General features: G+C 60.2%; 22 protein-coding genes and 1 tRNA gene. 13 read left to right on the forward strand and 10 right to left on the reverse strand.

Features of this window, described 5'->3' with window-relative positions; translation table 11 throughout:
- Positions 1-2: 2 nt before the first annotated feature.
- The 6 genes from PXH66_RS07860 to PXH66_RS07885 form a co-directional block, all read right to left on the reverse strand.
- A complete protein-coding gene (locus tag PXH66_RS07860) occupies positions 3-371 on the reverse strand; it encodes a hypothetical protein (RefSeq protein ID WP_330928926.1) in 369 nt (122 codons plus the stop codon).
- Positions 355-1011 (reverse strand): SatD family protein, encoded by a 657-nt coding sequence (locus PXH66_RS07865; RefSeq protein ID WP_330928927.1) that lies wholly within the window; start codon positions 1009-1011, stop codon positions 355-357. Before PXH66_RS07865 ends, PXH66_RS07860 begins: the two co-directional genes overlap by 17 nt.
- A gap of 194 nt (positions 1012-1205) precedes the next feature.
- Positions 1206-2486, reverse strand: coding sequence for a glycosyltransferase (locus tag PXH66_RS07870; RefSeq protein ID WP_330928928.1), 1281 nt, complete (start codon positions 2484-2486; stop codon positions 1206-1208).
- A 99-nt stretch (positions 2487-2585) separates the two neighbouring features.
- Complete coding sequence (locus tag PXH66_RS07875; RefSeq protein ID WP_330928929.1) at positions 2586-2906, reverse strand: molecular chaperone DnaJ; 321 nt, start codon at positions 2904-2906, stop codon at positions 2586-2588.
- Positions 2899-3651, reverse strand: coding sequence for a PP2C family protein-serine/threonine phosphatase (locus tag PXH66_RS07880; protein ID WP_330928930.1), 753 nt, complete (start codon positions 3649-3651; stop codon positions 2899-2901). The genes PXH66_RS07875 and PXH66_RS07880 overlap by 8 nt, the downstream gene beginning before the upstream one ends.
- 51 nt (positions 3652-3702) lie before the next feature.
- Complete coding sequence (locus PXH66_RS07885; RefSeq protein WP_330928931.1) at positions 3703-5775, reverse strand: ATP-dependent DNA helicase; 2073 nt, start codon at positions 5773-5775, stop codon at positions 3703-3705.
- Between the two features lie 106 nt (positions 5776-5881).
- On the opposite strand from PXH66_RS07885, the gene PXH66_RS07890 reads away from it, so the two are divergent.
- The 3 genes from PXH66_RS07890 to PXH66_RS07900 all read left to right on the forward strand — a co-directional run bounded on the left by PXH66_RS07890 (position 5882) and on the right by PXH66_RS07900 (position 9293).
- Positions 5882-8146, forward strand: coding sequence for a heavy metal translocating P-type ATPase (locus tag PXH66_RS07890; protein WP_330928932.1), 2265 nt, complete (start codon positions 5882-5884; stop codon positions 8144-8146).
- Between the two features lie 59 nt (positions 8147-8205).
- A complete protein-coding gene (locus PXH66_RS07895) occupies positions 8206-8682 on the forward strand; it encodes a hypothetical protein (RefSeq protein WP_330928933.1) in 477 nt (158 codons plus the stop codon).
- Between the two features lie 83 nt (positions 8683-8765).
- On the forward strand, positions 8766-9293 hold the full coding sequence (locus tag PXH66_RS07900; RefSeq protein WP_330928934.1) for an outer membrane lipoprotein: 528 nt from the start codon (positions 8766-8768) through the stop codon (positions 9291-9293).
- Positions 9294-9317: 24 nt separating this feature from the next.
- Here PXH66_RS07900 and PXH66_RS07905 read toward each other — a convergent pair whose 3' ends face one another.
- A complete protein-coding gene (locus tag PXH66_RS07905; RefSeq protein WP_330928935.1) occupies positions 9318-9854 on the reverse strand; it encodes a L,D-transpeptidase in 537 nt (178 codons plus the stop codon).
- A gap of 10 nt (positions 9855-9864) precedes the next feature.
- Here PXH66_RS07905 and PXH66_RS07910 point away from each other — a divergent pair, with 10 nt between their 5' ends.
- The 7 genes from PXH66_RS07910 (at position 9865) to PXH66_RS07940 (ending at position 17717) form a co-directional block, all read left to right on the forward strand.
- Positions 9865-10902 carry an aspartate-semialdehyde dehydrogenase gene (locus PXH66_RS07910; protein WP_330928936.1) on the forward strand — a complete coding sequence of 346 codons (1038 nt, stop codon included), beginning with the start codon at positions 9865-9867 and terminating at the stop codon, positions 10900-10902.
- Positions 10903-10974: 72 nt separating this feature from the next.
- Positions 10975-11051: transfer RNA gene (locus PXH66_RS07915), tRNA-Val, on the forward strand.
- Positions 11052-11137: 86 nt separating this feature from the next.
- On the forward strand, positions 11138-11608 hold the full coding sequence (gene ilvN, locus PXH66_RS07920; RefSeq protein ID WP_330928937.1) for an acetolactate synthase small subunit: 471 nt from the start codon (positions 11138-11140) through the stop codon (positions 11606-11608).
- A 40-nt stretch (positions 11609-11648) separates the two neighbouring features.
- Positions 11649-12674, forward strand: coding sequence for a ketol-acid reductoisomerase (gene ilvC / locus PXH66_RS07925; RefSeq protein ID WP_330928938.1), 1026 nt, complete (start codon positions 11649-11651; stop codon positions 12672-12674).
- Between the two features lie 111 nt (positions 12675-12785).
- Entirely contained in the window at positions 12786-13646 is an 861-nt protein-coding gene (gene hemC, locus PXH66_RS07930) for a hydroxymethylbilane synthase (protein WP_330928939.1), read from the forward strand.
- A 128-nt stretch (positions 13647-13774) separates the two neighbouring features.
- Positions 13775-16930, forward strand: a complete 3156-nt coding sequence (locus PXH66_RS07935) for an RHS repeat domain-containing protein (RefSeq protein WP_330928940.1) — start codon at positions 13775-13777, stop codon at positions 16928-16930.
- A 151-nt stretch (positions 16931-17081) separates the two neighbouring features.
- Positions 17082-17717 (forward strand): hypothetical protein, encoded by a 636-nt coding sequence (locus tag PXH66_RS07940; protein ID WP_330928941.1) that lies wholly within the window; start codon positions 17082-17084, stop codon positions 17715-17717.
- Here PXH66_RS07940 and PXH66_RS07945 read toward each other — a convergent pair.
- Together PXH66_RS07945 and rsmA are read right to left on the reverse strand one after the other, a co-directional pair.
- Complete coding sequence (locus PXH66_RS07945) at positions 17701-18324, reverse strand: hypothetical protein (RefSeq protein WP_330928942.1); 624 nt, start codon at positions 18322-18324, stop codon at positions 17701-17703. The two genes, PXH66_RS07940 and PXH66_RS07945, sit on opposite strands and share 17 nt — an antisense overlap.
- A gap of 87 nt (positions 18325-18411) precedes the next feature.
- Positions 18412-19158, reverse strand: a complete 747-nt coding sequence (rsmA, locus tag PXH66_RS07950) for a 16S rRNA (adenine(1518)-N(6)/adenine(1519)-N(6))-dimethyltransferase RsmA (protein ID WP_345784026.1) — start codon at positions 19156-19158, stop codon at positions 18412-18414.
- 230 nt (positions 19159-19388) lie between these two features.
- Between rsmA and PXH66_RS07955 the strand changes: the two genes are divergently transcribed.
- The gene (locus PXH66_RS07955; protein WP_330928944.1) at positions 19389-20183 is read left to right on the forward strand and encodes a mechanosensitive ion channel family protein; all 795 of its coding nucleotides are present in this window, start codon (positions 19389-19391) and stop codon (positions 20181-20183) included.
- An 80-nt stretch (positions 20184-20263) separates the two neighbouring features.
- Here the strand turns inward: PXH66_RS07955 and trpC are convergent, their stop codons facing one another.
- Positions 20264-21058, reverse strand: coding sequence for an indole-3-glycerol phosphate synthase TrpC (gene trpC, locus PXH66_RS07960; RefSeq protein ID WP_330928945.1), 795 nt, complete (start codon positions 21056-21058; stop codon positions 20264-20266).
- 92 nt (positions 21059-21150) lie between these two features.
- Between trpC and PXH66_RS07965 the strand changes: the two genes are divergently transcribed.
- Together PXH66_RS07965 and PXH66_RS07970 are read left to right on the forward strand one after the other, a co-directional pair.
- The gene (locus PXH66_RS07965; protein WP_330928946.1) at positions 21151-21816 is read left to right on the forward strand and encodes a MazG family protein; all 666 of its coding nucleotides are present in this window, start codon (positions 21151-21153) and stop codon (positions 21814-21816) included.
- Positions 21788-22741: a tyrosine recombinase XerC gene (locus PXH66_RS07970; protein ID WP_330928947.1), complete on the forward strand. Its 954-nt coding sequence runs from the start codon at positions 21788-21790 to the stop codon at positions 22739-22741. The genes PXH66_RS07965 and PXH66_RS07970 overlap by 29 nt, the downstream gene beginning before the upstream one ends.
- The last annotated feature ends 139 nt before the right edge of the window (positions 22742-22880 follow it).

Consider the following 22880-nt stretch of genomic DNA (forward strand, 5'->3'; position numbering starts at 1 on the left):
TATCAAAAAGGGCGAACCCCGAGCAGCAGGCGCCCCAGGATGATGTCGCCCATCACGATCAGCACAGACAGTAAATTGCCCACCAGGAAGTAGTCGTTGCTCACCGTGTCGGCACTGTCCTTTTGCAAACGTGTGCCGAGCTTGAAAGCGCCGAAGGCGGCCAAGACAACCGCATAGCCCAGAATGAGTCCGAGATAGAGGACCAAACGCTCCAGCATTCCTTTCATTAAAGCGACCCGTTGATCGCTTGGCCGCCCCTCCAGTTTCGGCGCGTAAATTTGCCGAATCCGGCGAAAGACCGGCACCGCGACAAGTTCTCCGACGAGAAACGCGGCGGCGGCGAAGAGGAGGAGGTTAAGGTGAATCGGCAAGGTCGAGAAGCAGGCGTTCCAGGGTGAGGCAGGCGTCTATTTTCAGGGTTCGGCGACGCCGGTCAATACTGGTCCGGTGGCGCTCGAAGCGACGTGCCAGACTTTCGCTGTCGGTCGATTTCATCATCCCCTCAATCAAAGCGTAGTCGGCCACCTTGAAGTCCTGGCTAAGCGTATCCAAAACACCAAAGAGGTCCTGCAACCGACGCGAAAGGGTCTCGTTCGTGAGTGCAATTTGAATACGGGGAGCTCCGCGGCGATGGGCCTCCAGCCGGCGCCGCGCCAAGGTAAGTCCGGGTCCCAGCATGCCGTGGGCGCGTTCGCGATTGAGCGGCGTCTCGACGGCCCCTTCGTGCAACACATAGCGCAGTTGATAGGGGGAGGAGGACGGGCTCTCCCGCAGCGGCTTTTGTCGCAGGTAGTGTTCGAGCCAAAGCATGGCGCCCACCCCCGCGACCGCGGAGTCGCAAATGCCCTGAAATTCATCTCCCAGCGTAACCGTCAGGGGCGAAAGGATTTTCTTACCGAGGTGGAGGTTGACGGCTTTGACCATCGCTTTGAGGTGAGTGCTCAAAGGGCGGCTGGCGTGATCACCGCTGGCAATCACGTCGGCCATGAGAATGAAACGTGCGTGAGTCATTGTGCGTAATTACTGCAAATTGTTACTAATGTGCAGATAAAGTGCACATTTTTATGTTTTGCAATAATAATGCACATTATGGCCGACGGGCGCAGAGCATAAATTCGTTGCGCGAGCCACAGCCAGCGCCGCTGCATGGCAGGCGGGTCGCAGCACCGAATCGCGCCGTGGCTGCGAATAACGGCCGCGATCCCTCAGCAGGTCGAGGCCGTGGCGCGTTCGGCGCGGTGGTGGGCCACGAAGGATTCCAAGGCTGAGATGGCTTGGGCGGGGCCGTCCTCTTGTCGGAGTTGCGCCGCGATGTCGGCGGCGCGTTGGGGGCGCTGTGGATCGGACAGGAGTTTGTCGACGTTGGTGTGCAGGTGATCGGGCCACCACATCTTGCCCAGCCGCAGACCGACGCCGATACGTTCCATTTCCATGCCGAAAAAGTTCTGATCGCCGATGTGCGGCACGATGAGTTGCGGTTTGCCCGCGTGCAGCGCGCTCCCGGTGGTGCCGGCACCGCCGTGGTGAATGATGCAACTGGCGTGCTTGAAGAGTTGGTCGTGCGACACTTTCCCAATTACCTTGATGTGGGATTCGTCGCCGAGCCGGGGAAATTGGGCCCAGCCGCGTTGCACGATGATCTTGCGATCCGCGGGCCAGGCTTTGACGAAGCGCTCCATCGTTGCCCCCGCGTTTTCGTAAACCATGCTGCCGAAGGTGATGATCGGCACGGGTTCACCTTGAGTGAACGAGGCGATTTCGAGATCGAGCGCAGGATCCTCCGGGGCTTGCCAACGGCAGTAACCGGTGAATTTGAACCGACTGTCGATCTCGGCATCGGGTCGGCGGAAGATGCTTTCCGGCAAGGTGACCACGACCTGCTCGGCGGGTTTCGAAAAGAAGTTGCGCACCTTGGGCAGGCCGGCGGCCCGCAGCGATTCGGCGACGGTGGAATTGATGACCCGATCGACGATGGCGTTGGCGGTTTGCCACATCCACCGATTCCACGCCCGACGGGTGGTGCGCCCGAGCCACGCCGGTGACGGCAGGTTTTCGGGTGGATAGTCAGGCGAGGGAATGACGTGCGGAGCAAAGGCGAGCGTGGCGAAGGGCACGTGGTGGCGGTCCGCGATGCCTTTGTTCATGGGAAACAGGTAGCTGGAAACCACGAGATCGGTTTCCGGCATGGCGGCATCCATGCGCGCGATCATTTCGGGGATGTATTGGTGGGCACCGACGTAGAGCTCACGCAGTTGATAGATGGGGGTGCGGATCTTTTGGAGACGCCCCATCCAGTAGCTGAGGTCGGCCTGCTCCCAATCCGGACACAAGGGCAGGAATTCGATGCCGGCGTCCTCCACATCCTGTTGGTAGTGCGGAATGGTGGCAAAACGCACCTGGTGGCCGGCGCGCTGCATGGCAACGGCGAGAGCGATCACGGGGTAGATGTCACCCGTCGATCCGTGGGAGGTTAAAATAACCCGCATGACCCACGGTGAAGGGATTCTCCGCGGCGGAGCGAGCCGGGCGTCGTTACTTTCTGGTTACGCTGGGACGCGGTTGCCCCGGGGGCCGACGGAGTCGGATCAGCGCGATTCGAGCTCGGCGAGCAGTAACTGCAACTCGGCGGCGGGGTCTTCGTGGTCCTGCGCAAGGGCAAGGCGGAGGGCATCCTCCAGTATCGGTTTGGCGGCGTCGCGGCGGCCCAATTTGAGCTGCAACTTCCCGAGCAGGATCCGGGGCATCATCCAATCCGCCTTGGCGGCGACGCACTGCGCGTAGTGCGGCACGGCTTGCTCGGCCCGGCCGGCGGCTTCGAGGGCTTGGGCCAGACTGAAACGGAACAGGTCGTTCTCTGGTTGTTGATCGACGAGTTTTTGAAATTGGGCGGCGCGGGCTTCACTCATGATGGGGGCAGTCGTATTCGACCAGGATGCCGGTCGCGTTGTCGGGGCCGCCGCGTTCGTTCGCGGTCGACACCACATTGGCCAGGCGTTCCGGCAGGGGCTCGGGGGTGCTGAGCATGGTCAATAATTCGTTTTCGGAGACCAGCCCGGTGATGCCATCGGTGGCAAAGAAGATTCGATCGCCGGACTTAAGCTCCACTTCGTGGGTTTCCACGACGGGCGAATCGGTTTGGCCGATGCATTGGGTCAACGCCACCAAGGTGCGCTCATCGGTGATCGGCGTGATTTTATCCCCGCGATCGAGCCGACGCTTTTGCTCGTTTTCGACGGAATGATCTTCGGTAAGGCAGCGCACTTCGCCGTCGGAGATCAAGTAGCAGCGCGAGTCCCCGACATGAGCCAGGAGCAGGCGATGACCGACAATACGGCCGCAGGTGAGGGTGGTGCCGATGCCATACATCGGACTGAGGCGCAGACCGATGATCGACACCTCACCGTTGATGTGTTCGATGAGAGGCACCAGGTCACGAGCATGGGTGATTGAGGTTCCGGGCACGGCTTCCTCCAGCAAATCGACGGTGGTTTGAGCAGCGGTCGCTCCGGCCGGCAGCCCGCCGATGCCATCAGCCACGGCAAAAAACGGCGGATCGCTCAAGCGGAGAAAGCGATCTTCGTTTTGCCGCCGCACGCGTCCGATATCGGTGATGGCGGCGGAGCGCAGCAGGGATGTTTCCGGGGGCGGCACGGTGGGGGAATCTGACAAATCGCAACCGGACTGCAAGCTGCGCGATCAAGTTCACGCAAACGGTAAAAACCGGGTGTCGCGATTGGTGCGATCCATGCGCACGAGTTCTTTTTCCGGCAGGCAATCAATGAACCAGCGACCGTAGGGTTTGTGCACGATGCGGGCGTCGAGCAGCGTCACCACGCCCTGATCGGTGGCCTGACGAATAAGACGACCCACCCCCTGACGAAACTTGACCAACGCATCGGGCAGGGTGAGTTCGTTGAACGGATTGCCCCCACGATCGCGGATAAGTTCCGTGCGGGCTTCGAGCACGGGATGCGTCGGCACTTCGAAGGGCAGGCGGGTGATGATCACCTGGGAGAGCGCGGGCCCCGGCACGTCGATGCCGGTCCAGAAGCTGTCGGTGCCGAACAACACGGCGTTGCCGCACTCGCGCATCCGGTCCGCGAGAGCGGTGCGGGAGAGGTCTCCGCCCTGACAGAGCAGGGGCCGACCCGCGGCGAGGAAATCACTTTCCAACTCGGCCGCGACGTGGCGCAAGTCGGCGTAACTGGTGAACAGCACCAAGGTGCCGCCACTCACGCGCAGAGCGCAGTAACGGATGTAGTCGACGAGGCGGTCCCGCGCCAAGCGCGCCTCGTCGCGGGTGGGCAACGGCATGTCGGTCGCGACAAACGCCCGAAAGTTGCGCGCGAAGTCGAAGGGCGATCGTTCGATGGCGGCCCCGATCTCGGTCGCGCCCATGCGGACTTGGAAGGGTTTCATGCGGCCGGCCAGCGCGAGGGTCGCGCTCGTGCACACGACGGAAGTATCGCAACCGAAGAGCTCCTCTTTGAGAAACGGAGCGATATCGATCGGCGCGGTGCGCAGCGTGACAATGCTCTGGCGGCGCCCGGTGCGCTCGACCCAGTAGACAAACTTCTCGGGCTCGGCGACCGAGAGAAACTGACGCAGGCCGGTTTGATAGGTGGCAATGCGCTGCGCCTGATCGAGCAGTTCGTCGCGCTCGCGGCCATCGTCGAGTTTGTCGGCGCGCTGGCGCACCGCTTTGTGCAACGCGAGCAGCGGGCCATCGAGCCACGAGTCGGCGAAGCCCTCCTCGCGCACCCGCACGATGTTTTGTTGGGAGAGGAGCTTTTCGCTGACGAAGGCGAAGAACTGCGTCGACGCCTCCAAGGCATCCTCCACGAGCTGACGTTCGGTGGCACCGCCGTGTTTGACCATCAAGCCGCGGCGGGTGCGCGGATTGAAGAGATGCTTCAACATGCGGTCGGTGCCGTAGGAACTGAGATGCAGGCCACAGTGTTCGGTCGCCACGGCGGGCACGGTGTGGGCTTCGTCGAGCACGACAAAATCATCCGGAAACAAGACGCCGCGCGCGCTGCCATTTTCTCCGGCGCCCGCCGCGATATGAGCAAAAAAGAGCGAGTGGTTGAGGATGATGACGTGAGCGGCACGCAGGCGGGCCCGCGCTTTTTGATAAAAGCAGGACTCGTGATTGCAGTATTTGCGCGAGCACGACGACGAGTCGGCGTTGACCAGATCCCACACGTCGTAGGACGGCGGCGGCTGCAATTCGTGCCGGATGCCGTGCTCCGTGGTGCCGGCCCATGTGGCGATGCGCTGCAGTTCCGTGTGTTCAGCGGTGGGGATGAGCTCCTGTTTGTCGCGTAAAGCGACGGCGAGACGGGTGGTGCACAGGTAGTTGGCTTTGCCGACCAAGACGGCGGATTTAAAATTGGCGTAGGGCTCGAAGGTTTCGTCGGCGGAAAACACGCGCCGACAGAGCGGAAGATCATTTTTGTCGAGCTGCTCCTGGAGGGCGATCGTATGGGTCGACACGATCATTTGACGACTCTCGTCGACGGCTTGGATGATGCCGGGCAGCAAGTAGGCGAGCGATTTCCCGACGCCGGTCCCGGCTTCAAACAGGAGCGACGCGTCCGTGGATTGGGCGGCCGTGACCCCCCGGGCCATTGCCTCCTGCTGAGGCCGATGCTCGAGACCGAGCGCCGTCGCCAACACGCCATCTTGCGCGAACAACGTCGGCACGAGTTCCGGTGCCCGCGAACGGGGGGGAGGAGGAGGCAGAGCGTCGTTTTCTTCGGTAAGGCCGATCATGGTGGAAGCGCTCGCAACAGCGCGGAAGGGGCGCACGTTTCGGGGCCGGGCCGCCCCGTGCAATTCGGATTTGCGAGTCGGGCGAAATTAGCGACGCTGATGGCGCATGTCGAATCCGGCCGAAACTCCTGCATGGGCGCAAAATTTGGCGGAGTTTCTACGCTCGGCCCCGGGCTTGGAGGCAGTGAGGGTCGATCCGACCGCGCGCAAGGTTTCCGTGGCGACCCTGGGCACGATCAACGAAGCGGCCCTGCGGGAAAGTTTACGCAAAGTGCTGGCGGAGGTGGAGGCCCGGGTGAAAGCCGAGGGCAACGCCGGACGCGAAGGCGACACCCTGCCCACAGGATTTTCGGTCCGACGGGATGGCGGTCAGCTCGAAATGAGTGCGCCGACCTGCGCCACGGCCCCGACCTTTTGGACCTGGCGGGAGTTTTCGTGGCCGGACCCGGAACATGAGGGCGAGGCCGGACATGATCACGAAGAGCACGATTGGCGCATGCTGGCCGGACTCGCGGCGGCTTGTGGCGTGGCGGGCATCGCCGCCTGGGTGGTGGAACGTTTCACGGGCGGCCCCCAAGGCGTGGTGATGGGGCTGGCGGGCCTGGCGTTGATCACCGGCGGCTGGGATGCAGCGATTGATTCGTGGGAAAACATTCGGCGGCGAAAGTTGGATATCCATTTTCTGATGCTGGCGGTCGCAGTGGGCGCGGTGAGCATCGGGGCGTGGGCCGAGGCCGTGCTGCTGCTGTTCCTGTTCTCGGCGTCGGGGGCGATGGAAGCGTTCGCAATGGACCGCACGCATCGCGAGGTCGATGCGTTGCTACAGTCGGCCCCCAAGCATGCCCTGCGGATCAAAGACGACGGCGAGGAAGAAGAGATTCCCGTCGATGCGTTGCGCGTGGGTGACCGAGTCAGGGTGAAACCGGGGGCTGCTTTTCCGGCCGACGGTCATATTCTAACGGGCAAAAGTGCGTGCGATGAATCCACCCTCACCGGCGAATCGGTGCCGGTCGAGAAAGCCGCGGGCGACGATGTATTCAGCGGCACGCTTAATTTATGGGGCGCGGTCACTTACGAAGTGGAGCGGTTGCCGGCCGAGAGCACGTTGCAGAAAATCATCCGGCTGATTCAAACCGCGCAAAAACTGCGGGCGCCGAGTGAGCGGTTCACCGACAAGTTCGGCGGACGCTACACGCTGCTGGTGCTGGGCGTGTGCGCGGTCATGTTTCTCGTGTGGTGGCTGGTGATGGGGCTGTCGCCGTTTACCAATGTGGGTGAGCAGACCTCCGCGTTTTACCGGGCGATGACGTTGCTGGTGGTGATGAGTCCGTGCGCGCTCGTGCTCTCGATTCCATCCGCCGTGCTCGCGGCCATTGCGTGGGGGGCGCGCCATGGCGTGCTGTTCCGCGGGGGCGCGGCGATTGAAAAACTTGCGGAGGTGCAGACCGTGGCGATGGACAAGACCGGGACGCTCACGACCGGAGAGCTCAAGGTGGTGAGCTTCGAGAGCCTGCCTGCCGGGCGGGAAACCGAGGTCATGGAACTGGCATTGGCATTGGAGGCGAATTCGCAGCACCCGATCGCCCGGGCCATTGTGCGCGATGTGCGCCAACGGGGCGTGGCCGAGCACGAAGTGACGGATTTCAGCTCCCTGACCGGGCAGGGAGTGCGCGGCACGCTGGGCGAGACCAAGGTGCTGCTGGGACGTCGCGAACTATTGGATACAGGGCCGCTGGCGGGCTGGGCGGAAAAACTGCCGCCGGCGGAGGCGGAATTTGCGGAAGTATGGATCGTGAGCGACGCGTTGGTCGGTCGGATCCTGTTACGGGACGAGTTGCGTTCGGAATCGGCCCAGGTTTTGACGCAGTTGCACGCCCTGGGATTGAAGTCGGTCATGCTGACTGGCGACCGGCGGCAAACCGCGGAAAAAGTCGCGGCCGAGCTGGGAGTCGGTGAGGTGCGGGCCGGTTTGACGCCGGAAGGGAAAGTCGACGCGATTGAAGAGCTAAAGCGAGGTGGTCGCAAAGTTGCGATGGTGGGCGACGGCGTGAACGACGCACCGAGCCTGGCGGCAGCCGACGTGAGTGTCGCCATGGGCGCGAGAGGCAGCGATGCGGCGTTGGAGCAAGCGGAGGTCATATTGATGGAGGACCGCATCGAGAATGTATTGTCCGCCCTGCGCCTGAGTCGTCGTGCGAAGCGAGTTATCAAGCAGAACCTCGCGATCTCGTTGGGCGTGGTGGTGGTGATGGCCATCGCCTCGGTGGCCGGGGTCGTTCCGCTCGGACTCGGCGTGGCGGCGCACGAAGGCAGCACCGTGTTGGTGTGCCTGAACTCGCTGCGATTGTTGCTCGGTGCCAATCAAGGGTAGCGCGGGCGGAACAGCCGTCCGCGGTCGGGGTCCACGGTGTATCCTTGCTTGGACGACACATGAAATACCCTCGCATCATTCTCCGCACGGCGGTGTTCGCGACGGCCATGGGAATGGTCGGTTGCTCGTTTCCCGCCTCGAAACCGTTGGTGCCGGCGTCGCAAGCCGGCGTGTTGCATACTGTCGAACTGGGCACAATTGCGAGGGTGCGATCGGTGGTGTTGAAAGGTAGTCCGTCGAACCTGGGATTACTCGCGGGTGGGGCGCTCGGTGCGGCCGCCGCTCACCCCGGCCATGCCCCCAATACGGGCGAACGCGTGGGGCAAGTCGTGGCGGCGGGTGCAGGTGCCGTTGCCGGGCAAGCCGTGGAGGAGGTCATGACCCGCGAGGATGCTCAGGAAATTACCATTCTCATGGACAATGGTCGCACGGTCATGATCACCCAGGAGAGTGACGGTGGCTTGTTCCGCGAAGGAGATCGCGTGCAGGTTGCGCACGGACACTGGAATTCATTGGTGCGACTTGCCGTGAATTAAACGGGCCATGGGGCGGGTGAAGACATTTACCACGAGCCCAGTTTCTCATGGACCTTCGCGCTCAGGTTGATACCCAAAAGCCAATGAATCTACCCCCCGTTCGAGTAATGCTGGCCAGCATGATCTGCGGAACGTTCGCCGGTTGCACGATGCCCAGTAGCACACCATTGGTGCCTCAGGCGCACGTGGGAGTGGCGGCGGAATTGACCACGGGGCGAGTGATCAGTTCGGAACCCGTGACAATCGAAGGCGATAATTCTGGAATCGGAACGTATGGCGGAGCAGGCCTCGGCGGTGCCGGTGGAGTCGCGGCGGCGGGCGGCGGTGGAATCGAAAGCATCGTGGCCAGTGCCGCCGGAGCAGTGGCCGGATCCGTGATCGGCAAGGCTGTTGAGGAGCGGGTCACTCGGGAGGAAGGGCAGCGCGTCACGATTGAACTCTCCAACGGCAAGGTCATCGAAGTGGTCCAGTCCGCGAAAGATGGATACTTCCACGAAGGCGATCGGGTGAATGTCGCCATGGGTGACGGCGTCACTCGGGTGTCGATGGCTGGCGGCATCGACAGCTACGAAGATCGACCACCGGCTTGGTATGAAGTCGACGACCGCTGAAGCAGCATGGTCGTCGGACACTGGTCAATTGACGATATTGACCCAATCGCCCGCGCGCACCGCGTCGTAGAGCTCGACCATTTCCAGATTCCGCAACTGCACGCACCCCCCGCTGGCGGGTCGGCCAATGCGGTCTTCGTGATTGGTGCCGTGGATGTAGATGTAGCGATCGTAGGAATCCACGTTGCCTCCGGCGTTGTAACCCTTCTCCAGGCCTCGCAGCCAAAGAATGCGCGTCGTCACGAGATTGCGTTCATTTTCTTCGGCATTGAGTTCGCTGAAATGGTGGCCGGTCGCGACGCGACTGCGAAAAACCATGCCTGGAGGCTGCCCCGCACCGATCCGTTCGGCGATGGTGTGCAGACCGCGGGGGGTGCCCAGCGAGTCGCGCTGATTTGACGGCGGTCGCGAGCTGGTGGATATTTCAAACGTGCGAACGAGGGTGCCGCCCTGGAAAAGTTGCAGGGTTTGGTCCGTTATCGATACGTGCAGGAGCCGTTCTGCGGGCTTGATGCCGAGCGCATCGGCACTTTGCATGACCAATTCCCAAGGAGTCTTCATCTTGAATAACATGAGTTACGTAGTCGGAATCGTCGGTGCCACGGGTGCAGTCGGTCAAGAGCTGGTGCGGTTAATGCGCGAGCGAAACTTCCCGTTGTCGCAATTGCGGCTGCTGGCTTCGAGCCGGTCAGCGGGTAAAACAATCCAGGTCGGCGATGAAAAAATCGTGGTCGAAGAAGCCAAGCCCGGCGTGTTTGCGGACATCGACGTGGCGTTTTTCGCGGCGGGTGGCGGGGTCACCCGGGCGTTGGCCCAGGACGCGGTCGCGGCGGGGTGCCTGGTGATCGACAAGAGCTCGGCGCTGCGCATGCGCGACGATGTGCCGCTGGTGATTCCCGAGATCAATCCTGAGCAGCTGCAATCGCACGGCGGTATCATCGCCAACCCCAACTGCTCGACGGCGGTCATGCTGATGGGCCTGTGGCCTTTGCATCAAACATTTGGCCTGAAGCGGATTTTCGTCTCCACCTACCAGTCCGTGTCGGGCACGGGAGCCGAGGCCATTGACGAACTGGATGCGCAAGTTCGCGCGTCCGTGGCAGGCGAGGCCATCACGTCCCGGGTTTATCCCCACCAAATCGCTTACAATTGCATCCCCCATGTGGATACGTTCGGGGCGGACGGCTATACGGGCGAAGAGACCAAAATGGCCCAGGAATCGCGCAAGATCATGGGATTGCCCGACCTTAAAGTCTCCGCCACCTGCGTCCGTGTGCCGGTGTTGCGGGCGCACTCCATTGCGGTGAGTGCGGAGTTCGAACGTCCGGTCGACCTCACCGCCGCCCGCGCCGCCGTGGCGGCGTTTGCCGGCGCGGAGTTGATCGATGATCCGGCGAACAATCGTTACCCCACGCCGCTGGAATGCGCTGAACACGTGCGCTGCGGCGTCGGGCGACTGCGGATCGACACCGCCCTCGACAACGGCATTTCGTTCTGGGTGAGCGGCGACAATTTGTGGAAAGGTGCCGCCCTCAATGCGGTGCAGAATGCCGAGTTGATGATCCGCGAAGGGTGGCTCGCGGCTAAAGCGGCTTCGGCGGCCGTTTAGCCTCTAATGATCTCCGGGTAATTATCCCCTTGTCAGCCGCTCCCACGAAACGCTTAGATCGACCTTCTGTCCGGACGCCTAGCTCAGTTGGTTAGAGCATCTCGTTTACACCGAGAGGGTCGGGGGTTCGAGTCCCTCGGCGTCTACCAGATGATTTTTCGCTCTGCGCAAAGTCACTTCAGTTTCCTGTTTCATCCATCCTCCCGCTCGATTTCCCTCCCCCAGCCACACCTTCATGCGACACACGATTTCCGTCCTCGTTGAGAATAAATTCGGCGTGCTTGCGCGCGTTTCGGGCATGTTTTCCGGCCGCGGCTTCAATATCGACTCCCTCAATGTAGCGCCGACTCACGATGCGGCACTGTCGCGCATTACCGCAGTATTGAAGGGCGACGACACCGCGCTCGATCTCTGTATCAAGCAACTGCGCAAGCTCATCAACGTAGTCGATGTGGCGGACTACAAAGACGGTCAGGCCGTGCTGCGGGAAATGATCCTCGCCAAGGTCAAGGCCGATGCCAGCAGCCGTTCGGAGATCCTACAGATTTCAGATATTTTCCGCGCCAAAATTGTGCACGCCGCTTCGCACGAAGTAATCGTCGAACTCACGGGCGACGAAGGTAAAGTCGCCGCGTTCCTGCGCATGCTCGAACCGTTCGGCATCATCGAACTCGCCCGCACCGGGCAACTCGCGCTCACCCGCTGATCCGTTTCTACCCAACCCCCAGGATATCTTAATTCAAATCATGCCTGCCAAAGTATACACCGACAAGGACGCTGATCTCGGCGTTTTCAAAAACAAGACGATCGCCGTGCTCGGCTACGGCTCCCAAGGCCATGCACACGCCCTTAACCTGAAGGATTCCGGCGTAAATGTGATCATTGGCCTCTACAAGGGCTCCAAGTCCGCTGCGGTGGCCAAGAAGCAAGGCTTCAAGGTGGTCACAACGGCCGAAGCCGTGCGTCAAGCCGATGTCATCATGGTGGGTCTGCCCGACATGAAACAGGCCGAGATCTATGAGCAGGACATCGCGCCAAACCTGACCAAGGGCAAGACCCTGCTCTTCTCGCATGGTCTCGCCGTGCACTTCGATCTGATCAAGCTGCCCGAGGACATCGACTGCATCATGGTCGCGCCGAAGGGCCCGGGCCACATGGTGCGCCGTCTCTATCAAGAGGGCAAAGGCATGCCGGCCCTCATCGCCGTGGCGCAAAACAAAACCCGCAAGGCTCGCAAGACCGCGCTCGCGTGGGCCAAAGGCATCGGTTCCACCCGCGCCGGTGTGCTGCAAACCACCTTCAAGGAAGAGACCGAAACGGATCTCTTCGGTGAACAAGCCGTGCTCTGCGGCGGCGCCAGCGCCCTCGTGCAAGCCGGATTCGAGACCCTCGTCGAGGCTGGCTATCAGCCGGAAATGGCCTACTTCGAGTGCCTCCACGAGCTGAAGCTCATCTGTGATCTCATGTATGAGTCCGGCATCGCCGGCATGCGTTTCTCGATTTCCGAGACCGCGAAATTCGGTGACATCACCCGCGGCCCCCGCGTCATCAACGCCAAGACCAAGGTCGAGATGAAGAAGATCCTCAAAGAGATCCAGACCGGTAAATTCACCAAGGAGTGGGTCAAGGAGCACAAGGGTGGTCTCAAGAACTACAACAAGCTGCTCAAAGCGGGCGAAAAGCATCCGATCGAGAAGACGGGTAAATACCTGCGCGGGATGATGCCCTGGATGGCCAAGAAGAACATCTCCGGGGTCGCCGCGAGCTACTAATCGCCCGACTCGATTTCACCGGCCACGATCGGCAGCGGAGATTCTCTTGCTGCGGATCGTGGCCTTGTTGTTTTTTGCTCCATCCCCGCCCGTCTCGGCTACCACCAACTCATGAAAAAGCTCACCATCGCCACGCGTAAAAGCCCTTTGGCGCTTGCCCAGACCAATATGGTCGCGGCGCGCCTGCACGAGGTGTTGGGCGTGGAGATCGAGTTACTCACGCTGGTCACCACCGGAGATAAACAAAAAGCGTGGTCTTTGGAAACCAAAGGAGGGAAGGGGCTCTTCACCAAGGAGCTCGAGGAAGCGCTGCTCAACGGCGATGCCGATGTCGCGGTGCACAGCGCCAAGGACTTGCCGGGAGATCAGCCCGCTGGACTCAAAATTGCGGGTTATTTGCCCCGCGCTGATCCCCGGGACGTGTTGGTGGTGCGGCAGGGAATCGAGGAACCTCGCACGATTGCAACCAGCAGCCCCCGCCGACGTTTACAGCTGGGGATGAAATATCCTCATGCGGAATTCACCGAAATTCGCGGTAACGTGGATACGCGCCTGCGGAAAATTGGGCAGGACGGTGTCGCCGACGCGACAGTCTTGGCGGCCGCCGGACTTCAGCGTTTGGGAATCGGATCATGGCCCGGGGTCGAGTTTCGCGTGTTGGGCTTTGAGGTCATGGTGCCCGCCGTCGCCCAGGCCGCCATCGCGATTCAGTCCCGATTGGAAATCGACTTCGACTCGGCCGAACTCTTCGACCGCGACACGGCTGTCGCCGTAGAACTCGAACGTGCTTTCCAAACGAAACTGGAGGGCGGATGCCAAACGGCGCTGGGCGTTCACGTGGGTCGGGACACCTTGTGGTTTTTCCATGAACAGATCGGACTTCGTAGTTTCCCCCTGTCCGCGGATGAGCAGTTTACTCCGGTCGAAACTGCCTCTAACATGCTGTCCCGCTTAGGGTTTTACAATTTGTAAACACTTGTCGGGGGCCTGCTAGGTCCATTTGGGGGTAAGTAAGTATAAATTCTAGGGAAATAGCCCTAGACATGCTCCATCTAATGCCCTTAATTCGCAACAAGCTCTTCTCACCTATGCGTTTTCCCATGAAAGGTCTTCTCCGACGCGCGCTCTTAGGCGCCATTACCCTTAGTCTTGCGACCAACATTTTTGCGGCTGGCCGCAATCCGGAAGTGACTTACACCCCCGCCGACGAGACGGTGGAAGGACTGGAGATCCCCGGTTTCCGTTTTCATGCGGTGGACATCAGCGCTGCGGCCGCTCTCGTGGCCGATCAGGATGTTTTGGCGGATCTGGTTGTCTACGTGGAGGGAAAGCCGGCTGGTGCCACGGACGCCGAGGCCCTTTCTTACGTGAGCTGGGTGCTGTTGCCGGACGGTTTCGAGTCCGACCCAACCTGGGCCACCACCAAAGACAATGAAGATCCCGATATTGTCGCCGACTGGGTTGACGATCAAATCGCTCTGCACGGTTCCGCGCCCGCCAGCTTGCTCTTCACCGCCGGCAATCGCTCGCGGGTGATTGGCGTTTATTTTAATGCTCCCGATGGTTCCGATGCCGGGCAATACAGCTATCGGCTGCGGGCGGAGAACTTTTCCGGTGAATCCGAGGACGTAAACGATCCGGACGCCAACGCGGCGGCGACCACGGTCAACAGCGGCAGCTTCATCAACGTCTTCCTGTTCGAGCCCGTGGGCGAGGGGACTCCTCCGGTTCCGGCCATCGCTTCCCCGGCCGACCAGCAGAAGTTCTACTACGAAGTTGGTTCCGGTTCCATTGACATCCCGCTGCAAATCACCGGTTCCGCGACCGCGAACTACCCGGTGACTGATCTCCAACTTGAAGTCGACGGACAGGTGATCGACTTGACCGGCATCGTCACGGACCTGGATACCGCTTTGGCCACCGCGAGTCTCGATGTGACTCTCACGGATCCCGCCGCCGGTTTCTACTCGGTCATCGTGACCGCGATCAACTCCGTCGGGTCCGCCACGGACAATGTCGAATTTGAAATCATCCGGCAAGTGCCACCTCCCACGGTGACCATCATCGAGCCTTTGGCTCCCAGCGTTCACGTCTACACCTATACGCTGGGTGACGCTCTCGGCGTGGATGTGCCTTACACGATCGATGCCGTGACCCTCGCCGACGGCGGAGCGACCGAAGGCATCCAGACGTTGACCGCTACCGAGTCCGGCGTGCCCGTGTTGTTGAGCGGCTGGACCATCGGTAATTTGGAAGTCACCGGAACCGCTACTCAATTTATCTCTGTTCCGGGCACTTACAACGTCGTGGCCACCACGACGACGCCCCATGGCTCGGACACCGACACCACGGTGTTTCAAGTGAAGGCACTTTACCCGGCTCCAGAAGTCGAAATCACCACCCCCGGCGACGGCGACTCCTACACGGTGATCTCGGGCGGTCCGGCGATTGAGATTCCGTTCGAGTTCGATGGCAGCGTCAGCTACGGCCCGATTCAGTCGGTGACGGTGACGGTGACGGACTCGCTCAACCAAACCGCCGACTTCGAATATGAAGTCGATGGTGTCATGTCCGCGCTGGGCGTGGTCAGTGGCAGCGGCGTCATCACTGCAGCCGGTTTGGACACGTATACGATCTCAGTCACCGTTACGAGCCAGGGCGACGAAGGCGCGACCAAGACGGCCTCCGACAGTGTTTCCATTACCGTGAACGAAATTGCCGCGGTTCCCCCCACCGTAACCATCGAAGATCCGCTCGATGGCGAAGTATTCACGTTCGAGTTTGGCGGTCCCGGCGCATCGGTGCCTGTCACGGTTTCGGCTCAGACCGAACTTGGCATTATCGAATCGCTTACCACCACGGTCGGAGGTGAACCCGTAACGCTCGTAATCGACGATTCCAATCCGGCCAGCGTGGTCGGTATTGACGACACTTTGGTCATTGATGTGCCGGGAGTTTACACAATCTCGGCCAGCACTTCCAATGGCTATGCCTCCGCGGCCACTTCCTCCACGTTTGAAGTAGTCGGAACCTATCCCGATCCCACGGTGGAGATCCTGACTCCCGATGATGGTTTTGAGGTGACGCGCTTTGAGAGCGATCCTGTTTCGGAGATTTCCTTTACCTACACCGCCAGCGTTTCCTACGGCACCATCGATGATCTCACCGTCACAATCGGCGGGGTCGAGGTGACGACGACTCACGACGCGCTCGGCCAAGCGGTGGTCTCGGGCTCGGGCGTGATTCTGTCGAGCGAAACGGCAAGCTACCCGATCATCGTGAGCGTGGTTTCCGATCAAGGTAAGACCGCTTTCGATTCCATCACGGTCTCCGTGGTCGAGAGTGCCGACCCGCCGAGTGATGAAAACTGCATCGCCACGGTCATCTGGTTGGATCCCATCGCCGCCGGTCAATCGTTCTGTGGCGGCGACGATGTGTTGATCAAATTCAAGCTCAAGTGTGACGAGCACGATGACTATGAAGTCGATGAAGAGGTCATTATCGCGGTGACGGAGGAGCTCTCCGGTGGCGCCATCGGCGAAGAATGGCTTTTCACGGCCGGTGCTTCGCAGGACGGTTCCACCTACGTCATCAGCCGCAGCAAATACAAAAAGAACTTCACCACGGCTGAAGGCGCACACACCTATCGCATCGAAATCTTCCGTCCGGTTTCACCGGGTTCGAGCGAAGTGGTCGCTTTGGGCGCCAAGGTTATTTCCACGACGAACAACTGCCGCTCCTGTAAATCGGGCAAGTCGGACCGCTCCAACAAATCCTGCAAGTCAGGTAAATCGGGCAAGTCCGGTTCGAGCAACTGCGACTTCGATTGGTGGGGTCGCTGCAAGAAGCAAGGGGACCGCGGTCACGATTGCGGTCGTTCCTCCAAGTCCGACAAATCCGACAAATCGGGACGCTCCGACAAATCGGGACGTTCCGATAAATCGAGCCGCTCCGACAAGTCGGGTCAGAACAGCAACTGCAGCTACGACTGGTGGGGCAATTGCTCCAAGAAATCGCAATGGGGCCACCACTGTGGTTCGAGTGATCATCAGTCCGCCAAGTCCGCTAAATCGAACAAGTCCGGTTCCCGCAACTGCGACATCAACTGGTGGGGCAGCTGCACGAAAAAAGGTGACCGCGGGCATTCATGCTCCAGCGGTGGTTCCAGTCATAACTCCGCTAAATCCAACAAGTCCCATAAGTCCAACAAATCGGGCAACAGCTCGAGTTGGTGGGGTTGGGGCTGGGGAGGTTAATCCCTTCGCTTCGTCGACCTAGTCATAAGGCCACCGTCGCGGTGGCCTTTTTTATTCGTGCGCCCCGCCGCCCGTTAGGATTTAAATTCACCCGGTTATGCCGCCCTCTGGACCGATCGAACATACCCTCTCATTTAGCCGCGGTCGTCTGATGAAGCGACTCTGGCTCGTGGTCACCGCGTTGGTGGGTATCCACGTTGTGCTTACGATCGTCCATTATCAGTTCCAGGAAATCCCCTGGTTGTTTCGGCAAATATTTGACGTCGACGAAGAGGACAGTTTCCCGACGTGGTATTCGGCCAGTGCACTGCTGTTGACCGCCACCGTCCTCTGGGTGCAGGCGAATCTGACAAAATCGCAGCGCGATCCCATGGCCCCCGCCTGGCGGGGTCTGGCTGTGGGTTTTCTGTTTTTGTCCGTCGATGAAATCGCGGGCATGCATGAGATGCTCAACAGCGTAACCGAAATTTCCTGGGCCGTGCCCGGCGGCGTGGTCGCGGCCGTGGTCGGCGTCGTCTACGGGCGCTTCCTGCTTAAGCTTCCGCGCCGAATCGCGGTATGGTTCTGTGTGGCGGGTGGCATTTACGTGGGTGGGGCAGTGGGAATCGAGCTACTCACAGAGCCCTTTCTCATCAACGACGCATTGGATACGCTGCCTTACAACATCTGGACCGCGGTAGAGGAGGGCATGGAAATGGGCGGCGTGCTGCTTTTCCTCAATGCGCTCATCGGTCACATGACGAACGAGGCGCCGGAAACGGTCCTGCGAATCAAGCTTGGCCGTTAGGGAGGGTCTGGCTCACCGGAACCCGAAACGACATGCGTCCCACCAGTTCCAGCAGCCGTTGCTGCAGGAGTTCGTTTTGTTGTTCGGTGGTCAAAGCCGAATGCGTCGTATCGATAACGGGATCGGCAAGTTCAATGCTCACCACGTAGAGGTGGTCATTGTGCAAGAAGAGCAGGTTACCGCGTTTCGCGGTCGGGGCGGAATCGCTGGAGGATAATGCTGCTTGGTGGTCGAACATCGAGCCCCCAGGCAGTAGATTGTAGACGATCAGAGATCCACTCAGCAGCGCGGGCACAAACTTGGCGCTTTCAATCGTCGCCCCGGCGAACCGCTCCCGAAACTGCGCCTGAACATGTTGTCCGAAAAATCCCGCCAAATAATCCTGGCGCCCTCGATTCTCGATCTCGCGTTTCTGAGCAGAGTCCAATCCGAAACATGCGATACTGGCGTGGATGCTGACATTGTCCTGAAAAGTGACGACCTCCGGAGTATCGGTCACGTGGCCGCCAAACTCGGGTTGAACGGGCAATGTGATGTCGAATTCACCCGATGGCGCATGATACTGGTTATTCTCGATCACACCGTAGGTGAAAGTGGACTGCGCCATCAATTGACCGGCCCACAAAAGAGAGAAACATAGTCCGACGACTCTACCTACTCGCATGGTTAAACCGTATGACTTGCGGCGAAAAACTCAAGTGACGGATAGCCGCTGCCACGCCTTCGTGGGAATCGCCTCCGGACGAGCCCGACCATCCAAACCCTCTAGGGTTAAAGTAGAGATCCAACTCTGACCATCATCGGGCAGTTTGCCACGCAACAGAGAGGAGACTTGTTTTCGGCGTTGCTGAAAACAGGCCCGGATCAACCGCTTGGTTTCTGGCGAAAACAAGTAGGGCACCGGTTTTCGCACGAGGTTCAGCAAGTAGGATTCGATGTCGGGGCGGGGGTGGAAACACGCCGCCGGGACTTTGTGGCCGGGCGCAATATCGAAGGCCGACTGCAGGAAAATTGAAATGGCGCCGAACTGTTTCGATCCGGGCGCGGCGGCATAACGGTCCGCCGCTTCCCGCTGCAACATCAACACCATGTGCTGCGGCAGGGGGTCGGCCAGCATGCTGTCCATCCACGGGGTCGAGATGGCGTAGGGCAAATTGGCGACCACTTTGAATCCGGCTGCGGCCTCGTTCGTTGCGAGCCCGGCGCGCGGCGCATCCAAGGCATCGCCTTCCATCAAGTGCAACCTACCGCCCGCGTCCGGCATGACATCGGTGCGGAGATACGCGGCCAAGCGGGGATCGTGTTCGATCGCCCAGACCTGAGCGCCGGTCGACAAGAGGGCACGGGTGAGGGTGCCGAGTCCGGGGCCGATTTCGACCACGCGATCAGTCGCGGCCACGCTCGCGAGCTCCACCGACTTCCGCACGATATTCGCGTCCACGAGGAAGTTCTGCCCCAAGTGTTTTCGAGGTAGATGATCAATCTGGGCAAGTATCTCACGCGTTTGCGACGGCGACAGTGGCATTGACCGAAACAGACCATGGATGGTTTAATCGCCCGTCAATGGGTTCGTCGCATATAGGGTCTTGACCCTATATGATTATTCATCCTCACTTCAGCTCCACTATGGAAACTTCAACTGAAACTACCTCCGCTATTAAGACTTGGCTCATGACCTCCGGGATCGATTGGGCCATCAATATCGGTCTCGCCCTCGCGATATTCATCATCGGTCGCATCGCCGTCGGCATCATCACTCGCTTCATTCTCGGCGCCTTCAAGAAGGCCAAAATCGACGATACCTTGGCAGGGTTTCTCGCTAAAATTGCCAACATCATGATGACCCTGGTCGTCGTGATGGCCGCTCTCGGCAAACTCGGCATTGAGACCACCTCCTTCATCGCCATTCTGGGTGCGGCCGGTTTGGCCATCGGTTTGGCGCTTCAAGGCTCCCTGGCCAACTTCGCCGCCGGCGTGATGATCATCATCTTCCGTCCCTTCAAAGTCGGCGACTTCATCGAAGCCGGCGGCACCAAAGGCATCGTGGAGGGTATCAGCATCTTCAACACGAACATGCGCACGCCGCAGAACCAGGTCGTTATCGTCCCCAACGCTCAAGTCGGCGGTGGCACCATCACCAACTACTCGGTCAAGGAAACCCGTCGCATCGACCTCACCATGGGCGTCAGCTATGATGACGACCTCAAGGTGGCCAAGGACACGATCTGGAAGGCGCTGAACAGCGATGAGCGCATCCTCAAGGATCCGGCCGCCATCGTGGGCGTGATGAACCTCGGCGAGAGCAGCGTCGACATCGTGGTTTGGTTCTGGGTGAACTCCCCGGACTTCCTCATGACCAAGATGGACATGACGGAGCGCCTCAAAGTCGATCTCGAGGCCGCCGGTTGCTCGATCCCTTATCCGCAACGCGACGTGCACATGTTCACGCCGGAGAAATCGGCCTGAGCAACGCCTTCGTAATCTATAAATTTCCGAGGACGGTCCCGCTGGGGCCGTCCTTTTTTTGGCGTCCGAAACGACAAAAGCTAGCGGAACGACCGCAAGAGCTCCGTCGGATCGGGCGCGCGCATGAGAGACTCGCCCACGAGAATGGCATCGGCCCCACACGCTTTGGCCCGCGCGGCGTCCTCGGCTCGATGGATTCCGCTTTCACTGATGGCAACGACCTCGCGGGGAAACTGCGGGATGAGGCGCTCGCTGATCGCGAGGTCCGTGGTAAACCGGGCCAGATCGCGATTGTTGACACCAATGATTTGGGCCCGATGGCTGACGGCCCGCTCGAGTTCGGCTTCGCTGTGGATCTCGAAAAGCGCGTCCAAGCCCGCCGCCGTCGCCGCAGCGTGTAACGTCATGATCTCTTCGTCGGTCAGGGCTCGCACAATGATCAGAATCGCACTGGCTCCGGCCTCCCGAGCTTGGCGGACTTGGATGGGGTGCACCATGAAGTCCTTCCGCAAACAAGGCACGGCCGGAGGGGATTCGCGAAAACTCGCCGTTACCTGCTCGAGGTCACTCAGCGTGCCGCCGAAGTATTTCTGGTCCGTGAGCACAGACAAACAATCGGCCCCGGCGGACTGGTAGCGTGCGGCTTGAGTCAACGCGGACGCCCCGGCGGCGATTTCCCCCGCGGAAGGAGAACGGCGTTTGATTTCGGCGATTACGGCAAGTCCGTCATCGGATCGGCGCAACGCCTGGAGAAACGAAGGCGGCGACGGAAGGGCGCGGTGGAGCTGCGCCAGTTCGTCGAGCGATACGCTGCGAACATCCGGAGCAATTTCCTGCCGCTTCCAGGCCATGATTTCAGTGAGTTTGTCTGACATACGGGAGGACGCACGGAACACACGGATGGGTGGGAACTCCAGCCCAGTTTTTCCGTGCATTCCCAACCACGTCTGCACCAACCTCACGGCCGATGAGTGCATTGCTCGAACTTCGTGAAACCATTGCTCGCCTCCGAGCTCCCGGCGGATGCCCGTGGGACCAGGAACAGACTCATGCCTCCCTGGTGCGCTGCCTGATCGACGAAGTGAGTGAATTGATCGAGACGATCGATCGTGGGGACGTCGTGCACATGCGCGAAGAATTGGGCGACGTGCTGATCCAGGTTTACTTTCACGCACAAATCGCCGCCGAGCGCGGAGATTTCGATCTCGATGACGTCGCGCGTGAAGTGAATGAAAAACTCGTGCGGCGGCATCCACACGTTTTTGGCGATGAGGAGCGACTCGAAACGTCGGGCCAGGTCCTCACGAAGTGGGAGGAAATCAAAGCGCAGGAGAAGAAAAACGGTCCACCGGCGAAAGGGTTGTTCAAGCCCCAACCACCACGACTTCCGGCCACGATGTGGGCGGAGTCGATTTGGAAGCAGATCATCAAAAAAGGATTTCAACGCCCGGCGTCGGCCGACCCCGCCGCGATCGAGGTCAAAGCGAACGCGCTCGACGACGATACGCTGGGCCGCGAGCTCTTCATTCTGGCGGCAGCCGCCCGGGAGCGTGGTCTCGATCCCGAAGGAGCCCTCCGTCGCCACGCGTCTCGCGTGATGTCCGATGTCGAAGCCGACCCCAGAAACACCTGAATTCGTCCTGCCGGCGGCCGTCGAACAGGTCTGGCTGGAGCCGTTTGCGGCGTGGTTGAGCAAAGAGCGACGATACTCCGCCCATACGGTGCGAAATTACCGGCACGCCTTCGTTGATTTTTTCCGCTGGTTGAGCACCTCGGGAGTCGCCGAAAAACCGTTCGACGAACTTACGCGACGGGAGATGCGCGATTTTGTGATCGAAGCTCAGGGGCGTTTTGATCGCCGCACACTCCACCTGCATGTTTCGGGACTTCGTTCGTTTTTTCGTTTTTGGATTACTCGCGGGCGCATGGCTCGAAATCCCTTCACGGGTATTCCGCTGCCCAAGCTGGAAAAGCGACTGCCGCAGTTTTTAACCGAGGTGCAAATGCGAAGCCTCCTATTGGGCCCGCAACGGCTACTCGACAACGAGAGCATCGACGCTTTCACCGCTTGGCGTGATCGAGTCGTGTTGGAATTGCTCTACGGCGGCGGTCTGCGGGTGAGCGAGTTGTGCAATTTAACCTACGCCGCGATCGAAAAAAGGGCAGGGGTCGCACGCATCGTCGGCAAGGGTGGCAAAGAACGCCTTTGTCCGCTCGGCAGCGTCGCGATGGCTGTATTGCAACGCTGGGAATCGGAGTTTGCGCCGTCGATATCGACTGACGCTCCCGTGGTCGTCACACGCCGACACACGGTGATGAAACCGCGCGAGGTGCAGCTGCTGTTAAAGCGCTACCTGGCCTTGGCAGACCTGCCTCTCGACCTGACTCCCCACAAGATCCGCCATAGCTACGCGACGCATTTGCTCAATGCCGGCGCCGATTTACGTCTCGTGCAGGAACTACTGGGACACGCCAATTTGGCCACGACCCAGATTTACACTCATGTCAGTGTCGCCCGCCTAAAAGCCGTCCACCGGACTGCTCATCCTCGCTCGTAATGATGCCGATGAAATATCATCGAAACTAGGTGCAACCGGGCTGAGGCAATTACCTTGCACCAAACAGCGCTATTGCTACCTTTTTGCATGGGCATTAGTCCCTATTTTATAACTTCGCGATCAGATTTAGTAGTAATGA

Source organism: Synoicihabitans lomoniglobus, assembly GCF_029023725.1.
GTDB classification, from domain to species: domain Bacteria; phylum Verrucomicrobiota; class Verrucomicrobiia; order Opitutales; family Opitutaceae; genus Actomonas; species Actomonas lomonigloba.